The 21190-nt window shown below is 52.1% G+C and carries 13 protein-coding genes and 4 riboswitches; all 13 genes read right to left on the bottom strand.

Annotated features, from left to right (window positions below; genetic code table 11):
* Nucleotides 1–150: 150 nt before the first annotated feature.
* Nucleotides 151–2439 carry a glycoside hydrolase family 3 protein gene (locus L6442_RS09300; RefSeq protein ID WP_212979826.1) on the bottom strand — a complete coding sequence of 763 codons (2289 nt, stop codon included), beginning with the start codon at nt 2437–2439 and terminating at the stop codon, nt 151–153.
* 27 nt (nt 2440–2466) lie between these two features.
* On the bottom strand, nt 2467–4764 hold the full coding sequence (locus tag L6442_RS09295; RefSeq protein ID WP_212979825.1) for a glycoside hydrolase family 3 C-terminal domain-containing protein: 2298 nt from the start codon (nt 4762–4764) through the stop codon (nt 2467–2469).
* Between the two features lie 36 nt (nt 4765–4800).
* Nucleotides 4801–6102 (bottom strand): MFS transporter, encoded by a 1302-nt coding sequence (locus tag L6442_RS09290; protein ID WP_212979824.1) that lies wholly within the window; start codon nt 6100–6102, stop codon nt 4801–4803.
* A gap of 201 nt (nt 6103–6303) precedes the next feature.
* Nucleotides 6304–8829: a GH39 family glycosyl hydrolase gene (locus tag L6442_RS09285; RefSeq protein ID WP_212979823.1), complete on the bottom strand. Its 2526-nt coding sequence runs from the start codon at nt 8827–8829 to the stop codon at nt 6304–6306.
* 77 nt (nt 8830–8906) lie between these two features.
* Entirely contained in the window at nt 8907–10394 is a 1488-nt protein-coding gene (locus L6442_RS09280; RefSeq protein WP_212979822.1) for a carboxylesterase/lipase family protein, read from the bottom strand.
* Nucleotides 10395–10579: 185 nt separating this feature from the next.
* Nucleotides 10580–11245 carry a thiamine phosphate synthase gene (gene thiE / locus L6442_RS09275; protein ID WP_212979821.1) on the bottom strand — a complete coding sequence of 222 codons (666 nt, stop codon included), beginning with the start codon at nt 11243–11245 and terminating at the stop codon, nt 10580–10582.
* Nucleotides 11242–12084: a hydroxyethylthiazole kinase gene (gene thiM, locus L6442_RS09270; protein WP_272880326.1), complete on the bottom strand. Its 843-nt coding sequence runs from the start codon at nt 12082–12084 to the stop codon at nt 11242–11244. The genes thiE and thiM overlap by 4 nt, the downstream gene beginning before the upstream one ends.
* A complete protein-coding gene (gene tenA, locus L6442_RS09265; RefSeq protein WP_212979820.1) occupies nt 12081–12776 on the bottom strand; it encodes a thiaminase II in 696 nt (231 codons plus the stop codon). Before tenA ends, thiM begins: the two co-directional genes overlap by 4 nt.
* A 519-nt stretch (nt 12777–13295) precedes the next feature.
* Nucleotides 13296–13401: riboswitch (TPP riboswitch) on the bottom strand.
* A 76-nt stretch (nt 13402–13477) separates the two neighbouring features.
* A complete protein-coding gene (locus L6442_RS09260; RefSeq protein WP_212979819.1) occupies nt 13478–14200 on the bottom strand; it encodes a class I SAM-dependent methyltransferase in 723 nt (240 codons plus the stop codon).
* A gap of 234 nt (nt 14201–14434) precedes the next feature.
* The gene (gene pulA / locus L6442_RS09255) at nt 14435–16780 is read right to left on the bottom strand and encodes a type I pullulanase (RefSeq protein WP_212979818.1); all 2346 of its coding nucleotides are present in this window, start codon (nt 16778–16780) and stop codon (nt 14435–14437) included.
* A gap of 1008 nt (nt 16781–17788) precedes the next feature.
* Nucleotides 17789–18181 (bottom strand): glycine cleavage system protein GcvH, encoded by a 393-nt coding sequence (gcvH, locus tag L6442_RS09250; RefSeq protein ID WP_212979817.1) that lies wholly within the window; start codon nt 18179–18181, stop codon nt 17789–17791.
* A 62-nt stretch (nt 18182–18243) separates the two neighbouring features.
* A complete protein-coding gene (sdaAA, locus tag L6442_RS09245) occupies nt 18244–19176 on the bottom strand; it encodes an L-serine ammonia-lyase, iron-sulfur-dependent, subunit alpha (RefSeq protein ID WP_212979816.1) in 933 nt (310 codons plus the stop codon).
* A gap of 7 nt (nt 19177–19183) precedes the next feature.
* The gene (gene sdaAB / locus L6442_RS09240; protein WP_212979815.1) at nt 19184–19858 is read right to left on the bottom strand and encodes an L-serine ammonia-lyase, iron-sulfur-dependent subunit beta; all 675 of its coding nucleotides are present in this window, start codon (nt 19856–19858) and stop codon (nt 19184–19186) included.
* Nucleotides 19859–20099: 241 nt separating this feature from the next.
* Nucleotides 20100–20213, bottom strand: a riboswitch (glycine riboswitch).
* A gap of 666 nt (nt 20214–20879) precedes the next feature.
* A riboswitch (glycine riboswitch) is annotated at nt 20880–20977 on the top strand.
* Nucleotides 20978–20980: 3 nt separating this feature from the next.
* A riboswitch (glycine riboswitch) is annotated at nt 20981–21109 on the top strand.
* Nucleotides 21110–21190: the final 81 nt, after the last annotated feature.

Below are 21190 nucleotides of genomic sequence, written 5' to 3'. Positions count from 1 at the left end.
CAGCTGTCAATTCTCATATGCAATCCTGTCCAAGAGAATCTGCCATTTACTTTATCAAATCACGCCAGCTGTTGTAAATCGGCATTTTTCGCTTGGCTGAATCCTTTTGCAGCAGCATGCTTATGATTCCCATCCGTTTTGCTTTTTGATTCAACGCTTGTTTGGGGTGATTCCTTGACGGTAAGCGCGGGTGCGTTCATCGTCGATGACGCCACTCCAGTTCAAACCGAAAGCAAAATCATAGACATGGTTTTCCGAATCCTTGTAACAATCCATATCATGCGGCACGTCTTCAAGCTGCAGCTCGACCGTACGCATATCGGCAGGCATTTGCATCGGAAGAAGACCTGAAGGTTCGGCATCCCCGGATAAAATATCGAGCAGTGCCTGATCCTGAATGCCAAAGTTCGCCACAATCGCATCCACATAAGGCTCGAATTCGCTAACGACCGCCGGATTCGATAACAGCATGCTGACAATGACCGGTTTGCCTTTCATCGCGTCCACGGTTTTCAAAATCATGTCCAAATCCGCTTCATTATGCGTTCTGACGCTTTTGCCCCGATAGGAGCGGTTCAGGATGTCGCTATCGCGCGGATCGCCCGCAAGGCTGACCTCGCGCGCAGTTTCGGCTGTATACGGCTTATACTGCAAGCTGATTGGCACATAACCGCTGCCGCCGCGATCGCGGTCTTCCTGGCTGTATCCGAACCCCGACTTTGGATTCTCGATGAAAACAAGCGCCGCATCCGCCTCTTCCGGATTTTCCGTTATTGTAAAATATTTTGCCGCAACATCGAGACTCATTGGATACTCCAGCTTTTCCGGCGTAGGATTTCCAAACCAGTCTTTCCCCGCCGCGATAAACCGCTTCGGAATGTACAGCTTTGTTTTTCGTGCAAGCGGGAGCACATTGTTTTTATTTTTCAGCATCGCCACGGATTTCAGTTGGGCCTCGTAACCTGCTTTGCAAAATTCAGGGCAGCCCACGATTTCCGCGCTATGATTCGGCTCCAAGTATGGATTTTCGAACAAACCAAGGCGGAACATGTTCAGCAGCAGCCGTACGGCCGATGCCTCGAACCGGGCCCGCATCCATTCTTCGCCATGTTCGGCGGCCCCCATTTGGTACGCCTCCAGCACGGGACCGATTTCGTTGTTGCCGCCAAACTGATCGACGCCTGCCATAAGCAGCTTGTAATGCCGTTCGGCTACGGTCAGATGCTCCACTCCCCAGGATTTCCCCGACAGGAATGAGTCTCTGCTGGCCGATTCATCGGCCGTGATCATCCAATCGGTACAAACGACGCCGTCATATCCATGCTCATCGCGCAATAGGTCGCGAATCAGGTATGCATTGTAGGAGTTGCCGACATTTTCGCCATTCACCGGATCCTGTCCGAACGAAATCGTGTAATACGGCATGACGGCGGAAGCTTTCCCTGTTTTTCCTTCCAGCTTGAAAGCTCCATCGATAAAAGGTTTCAGATGATCCGCAAAACGTCCTCCCGGATAAACCGCGTATTTGCCGCATCCAAAGTGGGCGTCGCGCCCCGCTTCTCCCGAGCCGCCTCCAGGCCAGTGCTTCACCATCGCGTTAACGCTGTCTAGACCCCATCCCTCCGCAAGCTCGCGTTCTCCTTCGGAATTCTGAAAGCCATCCACATAAGCGCGTGCCATATCGGCAGACAACTGTGGATCTTCGCCAAAGGTCCCGTTAAACCGGAACCAGCGCGGATCGGTGGCAATGTCCACCTGAGGAGACAAAGCTGTCGTTATTCCCAATGCGCGGTATTCCTTGGAAGCCACCTCGCCGAATTTGCGGGTAACGGCAGGATCAAATGTCGCTGCCAGGCCTAAAGGTTCCGGCCACATCGAGATTTTCCCGCCTGATCCGGCATTAAATTCCGCACTTGAATCCGGGCTGTGGCGCGGGTCGGAGCTGTTGTTTGCCGGAATGCCAAGTCCGCTGCCCTCGGCGAAAGCCTGCACCTGATTATTCCAGCGTGCGGCAATTTCCGGACTTTCGACCGTTGTGATCAGGATATGCCGTAGATGGTCATTTTCCAGAAACGCCTTCTGTTCATCGGTCAGATCCCAGGGCTGGGCTCCGCTCGCTTCGTAAGGCTGCCCGTTATAAGTTCCGGCAAACCAGCCGCCGCTTGCAGCGGGGACCGCCTGATGCCTGCTGTACAGCATGAGGCCGGCGATTTGCTCGATCGACATTCTGGAAGCCAGATCCTTGGCCCGCTCTTTGGCAGGCAGCCGCCAATCCTCATAAGGATCCAGCTTTCCGTTTCGATTCAGGTCCTTGAAAAATAAGCCGTCCTGCTCGAGAATGCCGACGCCGGAGACCTTAGAGTACCCTAATGTGGGTCCTCCCGGATTATGAACATAAACGATTTGCTCCGTCGTACCGGTTGTCTTGTTGTTTTTCATGTCCGTCTCCCTTCCTTGTGCACCTGCTTACAGTCCTAACTTTTCATTCAATTCGCGGATGATCTTTTCCAAATCCGCTTCGCTCGTATTGCCGCCCATCAGGCCAGCCATCGAACGCAGCCCGTCGTATTTCTTCCATTTCACGACCGCATCAAACAGTTGTGCCAAGCCGCCGTCTCCCATGCTTTCGGCAAACAAAGCCCCCATTTGTTTAAGTCCTTCCACGCTGTCATTCATTGCTTTTTCCGCAAACGCAGCCGTTTCCGGAATGGCAAGCAGCTCATAAAACTTGGTATTTCGAGTGACCTTTCGGAATGGAACGCCGGTGGAGACCACTTTAACTTCCGCCGCAAGCGGCGTATCCGCTGAAGACGGACCCGCAACGATTTCGTATGCGCCGGTTTCGGCGAACCAGTCGTGAATCTCGGTATTAAAGTAAGCGAAAGCGCGTTTGTCCAATGTGAAAGTTATCTTCTTCGCTTCGCCCGGCTGCAGGCTTACTTTCTCGAAGCCTTTCAGTTCCTTCACCGGTCTTACCACCGAGCTGTCCACCGGTTTGACATACAGCTGAACGATTTCTTTGCCTGCTCGGCTGCCGGTGTTGCGGACAGTGACAGTCACGTTGACCGATTCCGTATCCTTGATCAGTTCCTTATCTATCTCGATTTGTTCGTAAGCAAAGGTCGTGTAGCTTAGACCATAGCCGAACGGGAACAGCGGCTTCTCTTTTTTCGCTTCGTAATAACGGTATCCGACAAACAGCCCTTCCCCGTAAAAGACTTCGTTTTTGCCTCCCGGAAAGTTCAGGTAAGCAGGCGTTTGTTCCAACCGGACCGGGAACGTTTCCGCGAGCTTGCCGCTCGGATTCACCTTGCCGAACAATACGTCCGCTGCGGCGCTGCCTGTCGCTTGCCCGCCCAGATAACCTTCAAGAACGGCTTTTGCATCATCCAGCCATGGCATAACGATTGGAGCGCCGTTGGACAAAACGACGACCGTGTTCGGTTGAACGGCGGCCACGCGCCGGATCAACTCGCATTGGGAAGACGGCATATCGAGATGAGTCCGGTCGAAACCTTCCGATTCGAAGGAGTCGGGAAGCCCGGCAAAAATCACGGCAACATCCTTTGCGGCTGCCAACTCGACCGCTTCGTTCATAAGCGCATCATCCATAACATCTTCCGTCAGGCTGTAGCCTTGCGCATATCCGACCTCGCCTTCAGCCGCTTCGCGGACCGCTGCAAGGGCCTCATCCAAACGGTATGGAGAAATATGCGAGCTTCCTCCGCCCTGATAGCGGGGCTTATCCGCCAATGCACCGATTACCGCCACAGATTGTTGAGGATTCAGCGGAAGCAAGCCGCCTTCATTTTTCAGAAGCACCATGCATTCTGCAGCCGCTTTTCTAGCAAGGGCATGATGCGCTTCGCGGTCATACCGGTAGCCTTCCTGCCGCGCATCGTATGCGGCAAAGATGACCTTGAGCATGCGTTCCACGGCTTCATCCAACACTTTTTCATCCAGTTCGCCCGATTTGACGGCTTCTGCAATCATGCGGTCGCGCTCCGGTCCCGCATATGGCATTTCAAGCTCAAGGCCTGCCTTCAGCCCTTTCACCCGCTCGTTGATCGCTCCCCAATCCGTCATGACGAATCCACCGTGTCCCCAGCGTTTTTTGAGCACATCGGTCAGTAAATATTCATTTTCCGAGCAGAAGTCCCCATTCACCAAATTATAGGCACACATCACCGTCCAGGCATCGCCTTCAGTAATCGGTCCTTCAAATGCCCGCAAATAGATTTCGTTTAAAGTACGTTCATCGACAATCGTATTGATGGAGTTGCGCAGCGTTTCCTGGTTATTCGCTGCAAAGTGCTTGACGGATGTGCCGACCCCTTTTTCCTGAACGCCAAGCACATGCTGCGCACCCATTTCCGATGCCAAATACGGATCTTCGGAAAAGTATTCAAAGTTGCGTCCGCACAGCGGCGATCGCTTAATATTAACAGCAGGACCCAGAATAATCTGTACGTCTTCCGCCAGACATTCTTCGCCAAGCGCCTGCCCCACTTCACGGATCAGATTGCGGTCCCAAGAAGAAGCGAGGCCCGCTCCGCTCGGAAAGCAGGTTGCCGGCACGGTTTTGCTGGACATATCTCCAGGTCTCTCCTGCTTGCGCAATCCATGGGGACCATCGGTCATAACGATCGACGGAATCCCTACCCGCTCCACGGCTTTGGTTTGCCACATATTTAATCCCGAGCATAAGCTCGCCTTCTCTTCAACGGTCATTTGCGCAATCAATTCTTTTAAGTTTCTAGTCATGGTTTTCTCCCTCCCAGGATGTAATCGGGCATTAAATTAAACGTGATGGATTGCAGCTTGGCTGCTTTCCGCTCCCTGCCCTTTCTCTGTCTTTTCGCCAATTTCGGGCAGCGGCTTCACGGCTGCGGCTCCCAACAGGACGCAAACGGCCAAGACGATGTAAAAGAAAGACCAGCCCCCAATACCGAGCAGCAGCGGCGCGATCGCAGGCACGATGGATTGCGGAAGCGCATTCGCAACATTCATGAGACCAAAATCTTTGGCGGCATCTTCCTTGCGCGGCAGAATCCGGGCCACAAGCGCCATATCCACCGCCGTAAAGCAGCCTGCCCCAAGGCCGATGATTGCCGAAGCGACAATAAAGGAAGCATAATGCGGAATGAATGCATACATCAAAATGCCAATCACCATAATCAGCGCCGAACCATATAGGAACGGTTTTTGTTTGCGGAATTTATCGGACAGCACGCCGCCGAAAATGCTCGTCACCGCCATCGCCAGCATCGAAATGATGTTAATCGTACCGACGCTGTTGGTTGCTTGCGCTTCCGTAAAGCCCATTCGGTTGACCAGCATGACTGCCAGATACAAAGTGCTGCAATATCCCATCATCAGCAAAAACTTGGATACGATAGCCCAGGTAAAATGCGGGAACTTGCGAGGGCTTGGATAGATCTTGCTGATTTTTTCGCCGAGCGGCACTTGCTCCTTCGTTTTGGGCTGCCGCTCAATTTTGCCGTCACGAATCAAAAACAGGCTAAGCACCGGTCCCACAATGCCCATGATGGACAAAAGGGCCCATTTCGTGGCAGAAGGCACATGTGTCATCAGCATCATCAGCACCATCCCGACGGCCATAGCCACCGGCAGCACGAGCCCGATCATGCCCGAAATCGTACCTTGCTTTTCTTCCTGTACCTGATCGGGAACCAGCGCCGTATAGGCAGCCATCCCGAAATTGAAAAAGAGCTGCGCGATTGACCATCCGACGACTACCTGCCAATCCTGCGTTGCCATACCTACGAAAAATAAAGCAGCACAGCCAAACAGGGGCCCGATTAAAATCCATGTGCGCCGGCGCCCGAATGATATGTTTGTCCGGTCGCTTATCGCGCCTCCGATCGGATTGCCAATTAGGGCAAAGAAAGCGCCGACCCCCGCAACCAGACCGTAAGAAGTGGTATATCCGTTTGGATCGATTTCAGTCATTTTAAACGTCAAGAGCAGCACCGCCGGGGTCATCAGCGCGATCATCATCAGGCCGTACCCCAACATGATGCCGAAAGTCAAACGGCCCAAAGGCGTTTTCACCTGCCCGTTCATCGTTGTTTGCGACATATCGGTTACCTCCCATAGTAAATTGAAAGCGATTACATATATAAGTATAAATGAAACCGCCTCCTTTCAGACAGGCGGCGGCTTACCGTGTTCAATTGCAATTTTTAAGGGTTTTTTTGAAAGCGCTTCGATCAACTGGGCGGACGACATTAAAAATTGACACAAACAAGGGGATTCCGGGTAAGATGTTACCATCCTTACCTATTCCAGCTTAAACAACTCCATTAGCTCAATCGCATGCGGTTCCAACACGACGGTGTAAGCAGCGCAATCCTCGATATCGATTTGCCTGATCTCCATGCGCGGCCGGGCGGCGGCTTTCAAATATGCAATTTCCTCCGCGTTGACGTAAGCCGGAGCCCCCATGCGCACCCACTCGTCATAACTGCTGCCCAGCGCTCTGGACACATGATATGTGACCATGCGATAGCGGCCTTTGGGAATATTCCGCAGTTCCAGCTCAAGTTTGAACGTCTTTTCCTCTTTAAATCCGCTATACCGATTTTTATCATCGATAAACGAAATATCTCCGAGCGCGTACAGATCATCAAAATGGCAGTAGTTGTAGCTCAGCACCTGGTAACGCCCTCTTCCGGATGTCACAATATATCCGTTGCCTCGCGTAACCAAGCGTTCCCCCAGCTTCGCCAGCAGCTCGTAAGCAAGCATGGCCGGCTTCGGGATGCCGTACTGTGCGATGAGACCCAGACCACCGTGAAAGAGCCGTTCGGATGCGGGCGTCTCCTCAATGTTGTCGCTCAAAACCCAGTAACCGAAACCTTCAATGCGGTCGAGGTTTTCGACGATGTTCTTAACAATATAAGCGGCTTTGTATAACGTATCATTCGTCAGTTCCCGGTGAAATGCCGTGGAGTTCCATTCGGTAAGATAGACCGGCAGCCCGGATAGTTCAAGCTCCGCCAAACTGGATATTTCACTTTTCAGCATATGCTTGAGATAATCCGGATCGGGCGAGATGCCTCCGAACTGATCGAGCATAATACGGTATGGCTCCTGTTGGTACAATCGGCTCAACTGCTCCGCGCTCACCATCTCATCCAGCTGCTCATGGGGATAGAAATGAACCGGAATGAAATCCGGCACGCATTTTTCATTCCGGCAAAAAGCAAAAAACTCCCGGTTGAAGTCCGTCGACAACAAACTGATGATCCGTCCGGGTGCCCCGATCTGCAGCCGCTCCGACACCTGCTTGACCTTCCGGTAGGTTTGGCGGTAAAAGTCCATGTATTCCTGACGCGATCCGGGCCAAAACACATCGAGTTCGGGTTCGTTCCAAAACTCCAGCTTCCAGCTCTCCACCTCGTCTTGCCCATATCGGTTCATGCAGTGGTGCAGAAAATGTTCAACCAACTCGCACCAGCGTTCCACGGATTGCGGTCCGCTTACATAACTATGTTTGTAGAACACCTTTTTATCCGGATCCGCCGCCATCGCAAAAGGCATAAATCCAAGTTCGACAAACGGCTTCAATCCGACTGACAACAAAAAATCAAAGAGCTGGTCCACGAAACGAAAATTATAATGGGGATTACCGTCTCCATCCACGTGGTACACCATCATCTCATCATCGAAAATACCGTGAAACCGGATCGCGTGAAAGGGGCAGCGCTGCTGCACATAACGTATCTGTTCCTGCACATCCGCATGCAGCCCTTCTTTGGCTTTTCCGATCGTGATGATGTTTTTCCAGGTATGTCGAACCAAAACGCCGGGCGCGGATAAATCCACCGCATCAACTTTGGCCGATAGCGCCTGCACCTGCGGTTGCTCATCGGACTTGCTGCGCTTTAAATACTGGTTGATAATCCCTAAGGCGCTTGACTGGTTGAAGGCCAGGTAGTTGGAGGAAGGCTTATCCTGGCGCTCTCCCATGCCCGGGCGGTATTGCTTCCGGTATTCATTCGGCGTCATATGGTATCGGTTTTTGAATGCGGAGTAAAAGGATTTGGCGTTCGGAAAGCCGTGCTTCAGCGCAAGATCGGCAATCCGTTCTTCCTCGTAGCTCAGCAGCTCCTCGACCGCATTTTTCAGCCGGATGCTGGTCAGATAGGACTGGAAATTGAGGCCGATGTTGTCGCTGAAAAATTTGGACAGGTACGGGACGGACAAAAACTCCCGCTCCGCAATATCCTGCAGCGAAAGCGGCTCATCATAATGCTCGTCGATATAGGTAATAATGCGCAGCATTCGCTCTTTGTATTTCTCGTTCATCGCCCCGCTTTGCGCTTCGGCGCGGAACTGCTGGGCAAGCGCTGACAGCACGCCGAGCATCCGGATCTGCATTTCAAGCTCGTATACTTCTCCCCCTTTATACCGGAGGTGAACCATCTCGGCCAAAAGCTGGCGGATCCGGTCAAGCCCCTGGCGCTGCTCCTTGCCTGCCGACCGGGAATCGCAGTCGAAATAGACAGACTCGAAACCTTTCAGGTTCGCCTTGATAAAACCGTCCGGAATCAGAAAAGTCGCAATGATGTTCATATCCAGCCCGATCACTTCATGTACATGGCTCGAGTTGATCACGAGCACGTCGCCTTCCGAAAGGCTGTGCTGCCGGCTATCGACAGTCACCTCCAGCGTGCCGCGCAGCACGAAAATAATCTCCATGCTGTTATGCCAGTGACTGGGTACATAATTGACGCTGTGCAGGGCAACATCGAAGGGCAGCGTGTCGCTGGTCTCCACCAATTCATAGATTGAATTCCTCATTCCATGCCTCCTTGAGCATATTATTCTCAAAAATTATGGAAAACAGAAACAGGCGATCCGCCAGCCTGCAACATGGTTTAATTTTTTCCGGTCAGCTTTCGGCGCTTTTCGGCTTCGGGGTCGCGGACAACCCTGCTTTCTTCCGCAAAAACCATCGTCCACCGCTGATCCTCGCGATAAGCCGGCCAATCCAAGCCTTCTGTCGAAGGATTACCGCTCCTTGCAAAGGCTGCCCAGGCATTCACCATCTGTTCCGCCACGCTCCGCATTCTTTCATCTACCGGAGTTCCGGCAGACTGAAGAAGATCCAGATTGTGGAGCACAAACGGAATCTCCGCCGAATGGAATGCCTTGCCCAGCAAAGGATGCCCCGGAGTCATGCCGAAATCGAAACGGTACATCCATACAGGCGCATGCTTTAACTGGGCATCGGCAAATTGCAGCGACGACCTCCAGAAGTACAGCTCGGTCATGGCCTCGCGCTGTCCATCGACCGTTAACGGATAATCCCTGATCCAGGATTCCGCTTCCGGGGCGCCCGTAACCGCAACATAAGCTTTGGCGTTCTCCTCCTCTGCCAAAAGCGGCATGCCATCTTTAATAAACAGCGCTCCTTCGTCGCGGTTGGTGCCGATGATCACTTCAATTCCCGCGGCCGCGCCTTGGGCAACAGCCTCAAGCGGAGAAAGAGGCAGCTCCTTGACGTCAATGACAGGCTGGAAAAGCATCACTGCTCCGGCTCCTGCCGCCTGCTTCAGCTTGTTGCCTGCCCGCATGATTTCCTCCGTCGGAATCGAAGCAAGCTTGTCCAGGTCATCCTGCGGAACGCCAAGCTCGTCAAGCAGGTTCTGCGCCAGAATTCGGCCATTCCGGTCCGGAAGCGCCTGCGAAGCGCCGCTCTGCATAATTGCGCGGCAGAACAGGCCTTTGGCGGCAGGCATGGCGAGTAATGCGGCGATGCTCATGCTCCCGGCCGATTCGCCGAACACAGTCACCTGCTTCGGGTCACCGCCAAATGCGGCGATATTGTTTTGAATCCATTCAAGCGCAGCAATCTGATCCAGAAGTCCGGCATTGCTGACATATCTGTCTTCCCCTTCCCCGGAAAAGGGACCCAAATGGACAAACCCAAACGGCCCAAGCCGGTAACTTAGAGAGACGACGATCAAGCCGCCCCGGCGCGCCAGCTCGGAACCGTCATAAATCGGCAATCCGCCTCCGCCGGTTACAAACGCTCCGCCGTGAATCCAAACCATGACCGGCAGCGGCTCCTCCACCGGTATATCCGGTACCCATACATTCAAATACAAGCAGTCCTCCGACTGCGGGAAGGTATCGCGTTTGAGGCCAAACGCCCCGCCGGCCGGATCTACGGGCTGCGGCGCTAGTGGTCCAGGCGTTTCCGTTTTTCTTGTTCCCGTCCAGGGCTTGACGGGTGCGGGTTTGCGGAAGCGCCGCTCTCCAACAGGCGGCTGCGCATATGGAATCCCCCGCCAGGCCCGTACGCCGTTATCTTTAATGCCTTCAATAAGACCGCAATGTATGCGAATGATGAGTTCTTCCAAATTCGTACACCCTTTCTTCGTGAGCTCTAATGCTTACATTCTAACACTAATTTGAAGCCAACCCAATTTACCGGAGGCTTTCAAACACAAGTAGAACCAATGATTTGCACGGATGAAAAAGAACCCGCCAAACGGCAGGTTCCAATAACAATGAATGTGGGGAAATGATTTGATCAGTTCTTGCTTCATGAATTGTGGCGGTCTATGACCGGAATTGCCTCAGCCAGCTTCCGGGTGGCTTGGCATATGTCTTCTGCACCTGTGATCGCTGAAATGACCGCCAATCCATCCGCACCGGCCCGAATCACATCCGCCGCGCGTTCCGCGGAAATTCCTCCGATTCCGACCATAGGCAGCGGCGTGCCGATGGACCTGATTTCGCGCAGCATCTCCGGTCCCCGGGGCTGGCGGGCATCTTCTTTCGATGTGGTCGGATAAATCGGCCCGACCCCCAAATAATCCACCTGCTGTGCTGCCGTCAATTCTGCTTCCCTCGGCGTATGAACCGAAAGTCCCAAGATTTTATCGCCAATTCGCGCCCGCACCTCATGCGCCGGCTCATCCTCCTGGCCGATATGGATCCCCTCCGCATCTATCTCCAACAGCAGATCCACATCGTCATTGATGATCAGCGGGACCTTGAAACGGCGGCATACCGAATGGATGCGTATCGCCAGCTCCTTTTTGGCTTCTCCTTTTAGTGCATGCCGCCCTTTTTCCCGAAACTGTACCATCGTCACGCCGCCGCGGATGGCTTCCTCCACCACGGATGCGGGATCGGTTTTGCAGTTCACGCTGCCAAGCACCAGATACAGCCGCAGGTATTCTTTCATCTGCCGTTGGTTTATCATTGCAGAAACCCTCTTCCGGCTGGAATCTTGTGGCGGATAACAGCGTCTTCCGCAACCGGAAATTGATCCATCTCGGCCAAAGCGTCAAGAAATGCCGTTTGGAAGCTCCCCGGCCCCCGCTTGCCAGCGGCTGCATATGCTCTGACCGCCGCCGCGCCATAAAAAGCCAATCCTGCCGCTCCGGCTTTTAATATATCGGACTCCACCGCTGCAAACGCTCCCATCACGGATGTGAGCAGGCAGCCGGTTCCCGTTACCCGCGTCAGCATCGGGTGGCCTCCGTGGATCACGTATCCGGTTTCGCCGTCCGTAATCACGTCTTCCCTGCCCGAAATGGCCACGACGCTTCCGATCCGATGCGCTGCCCGCGCCGCCAGATCGGTCGGGGCTTCCGCCTCCTCCATGCCGTCCGCATCGACGCCTTTGATAGCGGCGGCTTCGCCGATCAAATTCGCCACTTCGGCCGCATTGCCCCGTACCAAGGAGACGCGGACATTGTTTAATATCTCCAGCGCCGCTTTGGTTCGAAATGGCGTTGCCCCTGCGCCCACCGGATCGAGAAGCACGGGAACGCCATGTTGGTTGGCCGAGCGGCCGGCAAGAATCGCTGCTTCCACCAGCTCCGCGCTCAGCGTCCCCAGGTTCAGCACCAAGGCGCCTGCCATTTTCGCCATATCCGCAACCTCCTCGCGCGCGTACGCCATGACGGGGGATGCTCCGACGGCCAGCAGTCCGTTAGCCGTAAAATTCGTCACAACCACATTCGTGATGTTATGTACGAGCGGCCGGCGCCGTTTGATCTCCTGCGGAAGAAGCTGCATTTCCGATATCGCCGTCATCCCACCTTCTCCCCTTCCGTCATGTTTACCGGCCACTCTTCCAGACGATAGGCCATGTCCCAAAACAAGTATTCCAGCTGACAACTTGCCATAAAATGCTCTTTCAGACGTTTTTTTCGCGCCGGGCTTAACGATTCTGCCCACCCGTCCAACAGTCTGCGCATCTGCCCGGTGACGCCGTCTTCCATATCCCCGTAAAAATGCATCCAGTCATAAAACGGATGGGATGCATCAGGTTGGATCTCCTCCAGCAATCTTTTGCCGATTTCGGTATAGGTCCATGGGCATGGCAGCAGCGCAGCCATAATATCTTCAAGCGTCCCTTCATGGGCAACAGCCAGCATATGCCGGGTATAATGGCTTGCCGACGGAGCAAGCGGATAACCTTGCATTTCCTCATATGAAACACCGGCAACTTGGCAGAAGTTGTTGTGCGGATGCGTTTCGCTGTGCAGAATAAACGAGATCTGTTCGTTAAAAAACTCGATTGTTTCACGGCTCTCGCATTTGGAAATCGCAATTCCGTATATTCGCATAAAAGCGTTCAAATATTCAAAATCCTGTTTTACATAATGAACCAGCTGCTCTTTTCGCAAAGACCCTTCCGCAATCCCCCTGACGAACGGATGATCAAAAATCGCCTTGAAGATCGGTTCCGCCTCGCTTCTCAGTTCCTCCGTAAAACTCCTCATAAATCTGCACCTCCGCATGAAATTGGGATGAAATCCAAGCAGGGGGGCGCGAAGGCCGCATACAAAATAACCCCACAAAGAGTATCGGAAAGAATTCCGACGACTCTCGAAGAGGGGGGCGCTTTTGCGGAGCAAAAGTACTAAGTGACCTTTGAGATTATACCGATTACTTTACGGGGACCCCGGACATTCAACCCCACAAAGTGACGCGTGACCTTCGATGCCTATTCCGATTACTTTGCGGGGACCCCGGAAATTCAACCCCACAAAGTGACGCGTGACCTTCGATGCCTATTCCGATTACTTTGCGGGGACCCCGTAAGAGTTTATACTGTCTGATATGTCAAAAAAGCCGCCCCGAAAATGGAGCGGCTTCATCAGGTTCATCTTAAGGAAAACGTCTATCGACGTATTCCCAAAGTAGACAGACCGCTTTTAGCGGTTGCTTTTTGCGATATAAGGATGCGGATTCTTGAAGTTCATCCTTTCCCATATCATAAAAATGTCCACCGGAACTTGTAAAGTCCGACTCCACTTTCCTACGCCGGTATGATCCGGATCAGGTTCAAAGGGTCCAAGTATCCTTGTCTCAGCCGCTTTCGTCGCGACTCCCCCAGTGGATTTCATATAAAATGATTTACAGTTGCTTCACGTATTACTTTAGCCCCGAATACACAACTTGTCAAATCATTCGCGACTCCTCACAAAACTTTATGCGCCTCAACAATCAAAAAATGAGGACGATGCAAAAGACGGTCATAAAATTTTGCCGATTGCGGCAGACGTTCCAAAAATTCCTTTACCGGTAGGGGTTCAATCATTTTATCCAAGATAAAATAATCCGTGGTGGTGTTGATGATTTCTTGCAGCGGTCTCCGGTAGAACGCGACTTCCACCTCTCCCACTTCTTTTTTCGTCCAGCGGTCGACAATCAGCTCCCTGGCAAAATAATCCGGCCGGTCAAAAACCGTAAAGTCCATAAAAGGGTGATGCACTGAAAACAGCAGCCGTCCTCCCGGCTTCAAGACGCGCCGGAATTCCGCAAAAACAGGCTGCCAGTCCTCAACATAATGCAAGGTTAGCGAGCTCAGGATCAAATCGAATGTTTCGCCGGCAAACGGAAGCGCTTCGCTTAAGTCCTGCACCTGCACCCCGGCCCGGCTTCCAACCCGTCTTTGCGCGGCCTCCACCATCTCGGGACTGACATCAATGGCTGCAACTTCGGCTCCCCGCCCGGCCATCTGCTCCGTGTACCAGCCTGCGGCGCATCCGGCATCAAGCACGGAGCAGCCCGTCATGTCTTGGGGCAAAAACGCCAGCATCGCCGGCCGCTCGTAATAAGCATTGGCTCCGCTCTCGGCATCCACATGCAGCTCATAATCTTTGGCGAGTTTGGCGTAAGCTCCCAGAACTTTTTCTTTCAAAGTTTGCCGCCTCCCTTCATTTCTAAACTCATTATAAATCCTGGAAATTCAAGGGCAAGCAGTTTCATGAAAATCAAGAAAGAAAAACATCTCGACGTACTTTCTAAGAAAACAGCCCGTATTTGGCGGATGTTTTCTTGCGATTATAAAATGACTTAAGCTCCACTTAAAACTTATAGACTCTATAATCTCAAAAAACCGCCCCTATCCGGGGCGGCGCGGCGTCATGAACCGTCAGCTTATTTTTTTCGAATGCTCCGAACCGCTGCGGATCAACACGGTTGCGGCGCTTTGGCCAGGGCCAAGCTCAATGTAAGAGTCGCGCTCCACATCTTTTGCTTCCCAATCATTCAAACGCACGATATAACCGATTCTTTTGACATGGGACGGAACGATAAATGAAGCGACCGCCCTGCCGTTTTCCATCCGTTCGAAATCTACCCGCCGTTCGTGATAACCTGTGCCCCAAACCCATAAATTCCATCCATCGTATTTGCCGTCGGGACGTTCATATTGAATTTCGACTTTTTTAACCTGGCGCGGCGTGCCTCCTACTTCTTCATACAGCACCATCATCGACAAACCGGCAACGGCCACTTCTTCATCCACGATGCAGTCCAAAGCCTCATTCCCGGCATGTTTGCTGTTCACCGCCACTTTCCATCCGGTCAAGGAAAACGGAATGTCCAGGTTGATTTCATGGCGGTTGGCGTTATAAACGACAATAATATTTTTCCAAACGTCGCCATTCGCATAATCCTTCAGCATATAAGCCACCGTGTTATCCTCGCTGCGAAGCATCTTCAAATGTTTTTCCACCTGCTCTTTGGAGGTCATGCGAAAGGCCGGATGGTTTTTTCGGAGCTCGATCAGTCCGCGGTAATAATCGAAAACCGGTTTGAATTTCCGCTTGTTTCCCCAACGGATCGCATTGACGATATCCCCGCTGCGGTAGCTGTTATGGTCGCCGTATTTCGTGCGCAGCAGTTCGTCGCCGGCCTGAATCATGGGTATTCCCTGCGAGGTCAGAACGATGCCATTGGCCAAAATAGCCCTCTTTACCGTCTCGCTTTGCAGAACATGCTCCTTGTCTACGCTTCGATAGGGTTCGGACCGCTCCACCATTTCCCGTAAGCTTCCTCCGCCGACCAGCTCCCCGTCGCGGATTTCCTGAAATCCGGCTTCCATTTGTTGGCCCTGCGTCTTTAAAATTTTATCCCACAAATTCAGATTATCATGGACGGTCACATAATTGATCGTTTCTAGCGGTGAATCCGCAAAATCATGCACAGCCCCTTTAATGCCCTCGATAATTTCCGCCTCCATTTCCGGCCGGCCTGTGGCAAACCCTTTCCCCTGCCCGTCGCTGTCGCCTTTAATCGCTGCGCGAAAATGATCGTTAAAGACGGAGAACCCCTTGCTTCTTTGAGTGCCTTTCAGCGTTTGCTGCCGCAAAGGCAAAGGCGTCTCTCCGCCTGTCCACGGCTCCCCGTAAATCAATATCGAAGGGTCCACCTCGCGGTGGATCTCATCGGCAATTTGCGTGATCGTGTCCGTATCCATCAATCCCATCAGATCAAAACGGAAGCCGTCAATATGATATTCCTCTGCCCAGTAGCGGACCGAATCCAAAATGTATTTTCGCATCATCGGTCGCTCCGTTGCCAGCTCATTGCCGACGCCTGAACCGTTCGCAAGCTTGCCCTCGGCATCCCTACGATAATAATATCCCGGAACAACCGGTTCAAACGGACCTTCTTCCACGTTGTACGTGTGGTTATATACCACATCCAAAATGACGCGGATACCCTTGCGGTGCAGAGCCATCACCATTTCCTTAAACTCGCGAATTCGCACCCCCGGCTTAAGCGGATCGGTTGCGTAAGAGCCCTCCGGCACATTATAATGCTGCGGATCATACCCCCAATTATATTTCGGCTCGGATGAATCCGGATCATCCACCCGCAGCTCGTTCACCGTTTGAAAATCGGAAACCGGAAGCAGATGGACATGCGTAACGCCAAGCTCCTCCAGATGGTCGATGCCGATTTTATTTCCTTCATCATCGCGCAGTCCTGTTTCCGTAAATGCTTTATATTTGCCTTTATACTTAAAACCCGCTTCCGGGTCCGCCGAAAAATCCCGCACATGCAGCTCATACAGCACGGAATCCTGCAGACTCTCCATAGGCGGCCGCTTATCTTCCTCCCATCCCGGCGGGTTCCAAGCTTTCAAATCGACGATGGCCGATCTTGCCCCATTAGCGCTGACTGCGCGGGAATACGGATCTGCGGCATAACGGATGCCGCCATCCCGGCCTTCGATTTTATACATATAATACCGCCCTGCGAGATCGCCAAAGAAACGGAGGAACCAGACGCCATCCTTCCATTCCTTCATGCCGATTTCAAGGCCGCCTGCATGGTCGGTTACCTTTCCTTCGGAGTTATAGCTGCCCGCATCTTGGTAAAGAGCCAATGATACCTTCCTGGCGTCCGGCGCCCAAAGCCTAAATATGCTTTCCATTCCGGAATAAGTGCAGCCCAGATCGCGGCCGTCGTAATAAGCTGTGTCATACATGATTTATACACCACCACAACATAAACATTCGATGTATGCAAAAATAGCTTCATCACATCCTATGTGTTTGTGTTGCCAATTGCAAAGGTTTATATGCGCTTTGCAACAGCCCAAATTTGAAACGGCCGTTCGGTGATTTATATTTCAGGATTTTGCAAAATTCGATCCCAACCGCTTCCGGGTACAATATATAGACGAACTAAACCGTTTCGCTCTATATATTGCTGATTGAAAGTTGCTCCTTGGATTTTTGCAAAATGCTCTTTTATAGCCGTTAATATGTATAAAAAGGAAAATTCGTTCAATCGGGATCAATTTCCTTCATGGATGTATATGAAGTGATTGAACCTGGATATTAATCCATGATGAAATGAATTCAGGGCGCTGCCTTTTTCAGACAGCCGATCATGTAAAATAGAGAAATGTTGCAAAGGTACTTCTTTATCAGGAATTTATAGCGTTAAATGAAAAATTGTTGCGAAAGTACATCCTTTTCAGGCTTTCTATAGCGTGAAACGCAAAATTGTTGCGAAAGTACATCCATTTGACCATGGATCGTTTGCTTATGCCTAAAAGCTGGGGAAAAGATGCACTTTTGCAAGCTTTCTAGCCATAATCGCCTGGAACGCTGAAATAGATGCACTTTTGCAACTTTCCGGATGGAGCAGCCAGTCAATTGATTCCATTGGCCGGGACCACTTCGTGTCCTCTGTCAATTGATTCCGTTTGCCGGGACCACTTCATGTCCTCTGTCAATTGATTCCGTTTGCCGGGACCACTTCATGTCCTCAATCAATTGATTCCATTGGCCGGGGCTCACTTCATGTCCTCAATCAATTGATTCCATTGGCCGGGGCTCACTTCAAGTCTTAGCACTCGCAATCATAATTCGATTGTGATGTTTCTCATGTTAGGTTCCCCCCTTCTCATGTTCTATTTCCCACTAGTATAGGGAACAAAAAAACCGCCCCACATAAATCTTGGGACGGCCCTCCGTAAAATATATAATTATTCTTCAATAAATTTCTCGTATTGCTCCGCGTCCAGAAGTGCCGACAGCTGCTCTTCCAGATCGCCTTCCACCTCGATCTCCAACATCCATCCGCCGTCGTACGGCTCGCTGTTTACGAGTTCGGGCTCATCGCTGAGCTGCGAATTGATTTTCGTGACTTGACCGCCGACAGGACAGAACAGATCCGAAACGGTTTTTACGGACTCGATAGTCCCGATGCTCTCCTCGGCTGCAACTTCCGCGCCTTCTTCCGGCAGCTCCACAAACACGATATCTCCGAGCTGATGCTGCGCAAAATCGCTGATTCCGATGCGCACGACGTTTCCGCTTACCTTTTCTACCCATTCATGATCCTTGCTGTACCAACGGTTCTCTTTCACATTGCTCATTTGTTCACAACTCTCCTTCGATTAGTGTAATGATCTTCGTAACATGTTACTTTGATGAGCCATTATTTGGTGTCTGACGGTGGTTGTTTGGCTTCTTTGGCTTCCTTGGCTTTGCGGCGGCGCTGCTCGACCAGTTCTTTGGTCAGCTTGCGTCCGGTAGGTGTTGCGGCCAGACCGCCCTTACCGGTTTCGCGGTGTTTGGTCGGCATGGCGCTGCCCACCTCAAGCATGACGCCGATAACTTCATCGGCAGGAATCACGCTGCCGACGCCGGCAAGGGCCATATCGGCTGCTGCCAGCGCGGTGACGGCCCCCAGACCGTTCCGCACGATGCAGGGGATTTCAACCAGCCCGGCAACGGGATCGCAGATGAGGCCCAGGCAGTTCTTCAAAGCAAGGCCTACGGCATGTACAGCCTGTTGCGCCGAACCTCCCCGCAGCTCGACCATCGCCCCGGCCGCCATGCCGATCGCGGATCCGACTTCGGCTTGGCAGCCGCCCTCCGCGCCGGAAATCGAAGCGTTGTTGGCGATAACGAAGCCGATCGCGCCGGCGGTAAACAAGCCGTGAACCAGCTTGTCGTCATCCCAGCCGAACCGCTCCTGCGCGCTGACGAACACGCCGGGGATAATCCCGCAGGAGCCGGCGGTCGGCGTGGCAATGATTCTGCCCATGGAGGCGTTCACTTCAGATACGGCCAGCGCATATGCCATCGCCGTCGCGGACGGACCGCCAAGCGAAGATTCGCCTTGCCGCATGTAATCCGCCACTTTTTTGGCGTCGCCCCCCGTCAGCCCGCTGCGGGATTTGGTATTGCCTGTCAGTCCTTTTTGGACGGCTTCCTTCATGACCTGATAATATTCCGCCATCTGCCGGAATACCTCATCCGCAGAAATGCCCGTTTCCTTGGCTTGATCCGCCAGCATTACTTCTGCAATCGTTTTATTTTCTTTTAGACAGATTTCTGCCAGCTGATCCAGCGTTTCGAATCTCATAAGTCCATTAGCTCCTTTGGGTCAAATCAATCAACGTCACTTCCAAAACATGCGGCAGTTTCAACATCTCTTCGATCAGGCTCCCCTCAGGAGCAGAATCCAATTCAAACACCGTCATGGCCGCTTCGCTTCGTCCTTTGCGGTCCACGTCCATATAACCGATGTTGATCCCTTCGCGGCTGAGCAGCGATGTCAAACTGGCAAGCACGCCCTGACGGTCGGAATGGGTGACGGCAATCGTCGGATACTCCCCTGTAATCTGCACGTCAAAACCGTTCAGCGAGTAAACCGCTATCGTACCTCCGCCGATCGAAGCCGCCACGATCTCGGCCTTGCGGTCTCCGCCCCAAAGCGATATTTTCACGGAGTTTGGATGGGGACCGTTTCCTTTTCCTTGCACCCATTCCGTGACCATCCCGGCTTTCTCCGCTTCAAGATCGGCTTCCGGAATCCGTTCATCGTCTGTGTCAAAATTAAGAAGCCCGGCCGTTAAAGCCAAATCCGTCCCATGCCCCCAATAGGTTTCGGCAAAAGATCCGAACAAGGTCATCTGCGCTTTCTCCGGCTGGCAACCCAGCAGCTTGCGCGCAACTCTCCCAATTCGTACGGCGCCAGCGGTATGGGAACTGGAGGGGCCCACCATGGACGGACCGATGATAGAAAATACATTTTTGAATCTCAAGGACTTCCACGCTCCTGTGCAAGTATTCGTATCAGGAATTTGAACAGTTTTCAAAATGGTTTATGTCCCGCGGACATCATCAGCTCTGCTGAAAAACGCATACAATGCATAGTTTTCAAAAGAAAAAGACAGCAAAAAAGGCATGCAGCACCTTTTTCTCTGTCCTTTGTACCTGAGAGTTTAAACGGAAATCACCGTTTCCGCGTTCCCCTTGGGTGGCTGACGCTCTCTCCAGAGCCGCGTCCGGCGACGGTTCCTTGTACCTGAGAGATTAGCCGCCTGTATGTGCGTACATGCAGCTTGCTCCTTCGGTGCCGCCCTCCTTGCCGGGGACGGTCTCTCCCGTTCGCCTTCATCCGCTATATATCGAAATCAATTATGTTTTGGAACCATTTACAATCCTAATCACCTTAAGAATAAAGCAGAGGGAACAGCGGTGTCAATATAACGAAAGCCATTTCCCGCATCCAAGGCCAGCCCTTGCCGCTATGCATATTGTGGAGTGTCTGCCGCCTATATCCGCATGCCGCTGCGGATGTACTTCATGGCGCCAAGCGCAATGCCGGAGCCGGTCATTAATCTGTATAAAAAAGGAAGAAAAAATCAAAAGATTTTGTGAGATTCTTCCTTGCCTTGAATCCTGGGTTTTTGCCTCATAATTCTGTTGACATTCCCGCCGCCTTTGAGTATTAATGGTAGTAAGACAATTCAATAGCGGATGAAGGTAATGGGAGAGATTACTGATTTAATGCGTGTTCAAAAAAGGCCGGTTTTCAGCACCGAGAAGGTTGGATGAAGATAGGGACGAAAGGAGCGGAGCGTACGTAGTGGGTACGTGAGCACCAGAAGGCCCGGCTGAATTCAAGATTCGATGCCGAGTTCACTTCCTGATTCACTTCGTGTTAGATATAGAATTCATGAGTTATCAGCACAGCTGATGAAATTCTATATCGCAAGAAAACCTACCTTTGCATCGCGGTCGCTCATCCTTGTATTGACCTCGATTGGTTTTCTTATCAAAAGCGGACTTTTTGAACAACCTCTTTTATATAGTGACGCCGAAGGAGTAAACCCTTACAACAGGGTGAATCTCTCAGGCAAAAGGACCATTATCGGACGCATCTCTGGAGAGAATTCTTGACCGAAGAATCACCCAAGGGGAAACTTGCCTGCCGGCACTGAAGCTTTATTATCCTTTAGTCTTACAGCGGCCGTATTTGGCAAGGTAACTCTCAGGTACCAAGGACAGAGCATAAGAACCGGTATGCCGCAAAATGCGGTATGCTTATTCTTCTGCCTGTCCTTTTTGTGTTTTCGGGATTTTGCAAAATC

This window comes from Paenibacillus azoreducens (assembly GCF_021654775.1).
GTDB lineage: Bacteria > Bacillota > Bacilli > Paenibacillales > Paenibacillaceae > Paenibacillus_AQ > Paenibacillus_AQ azoreducens.
This window is presented reverse-complemented; position numbering and strand designations above follow the sequence as displayed.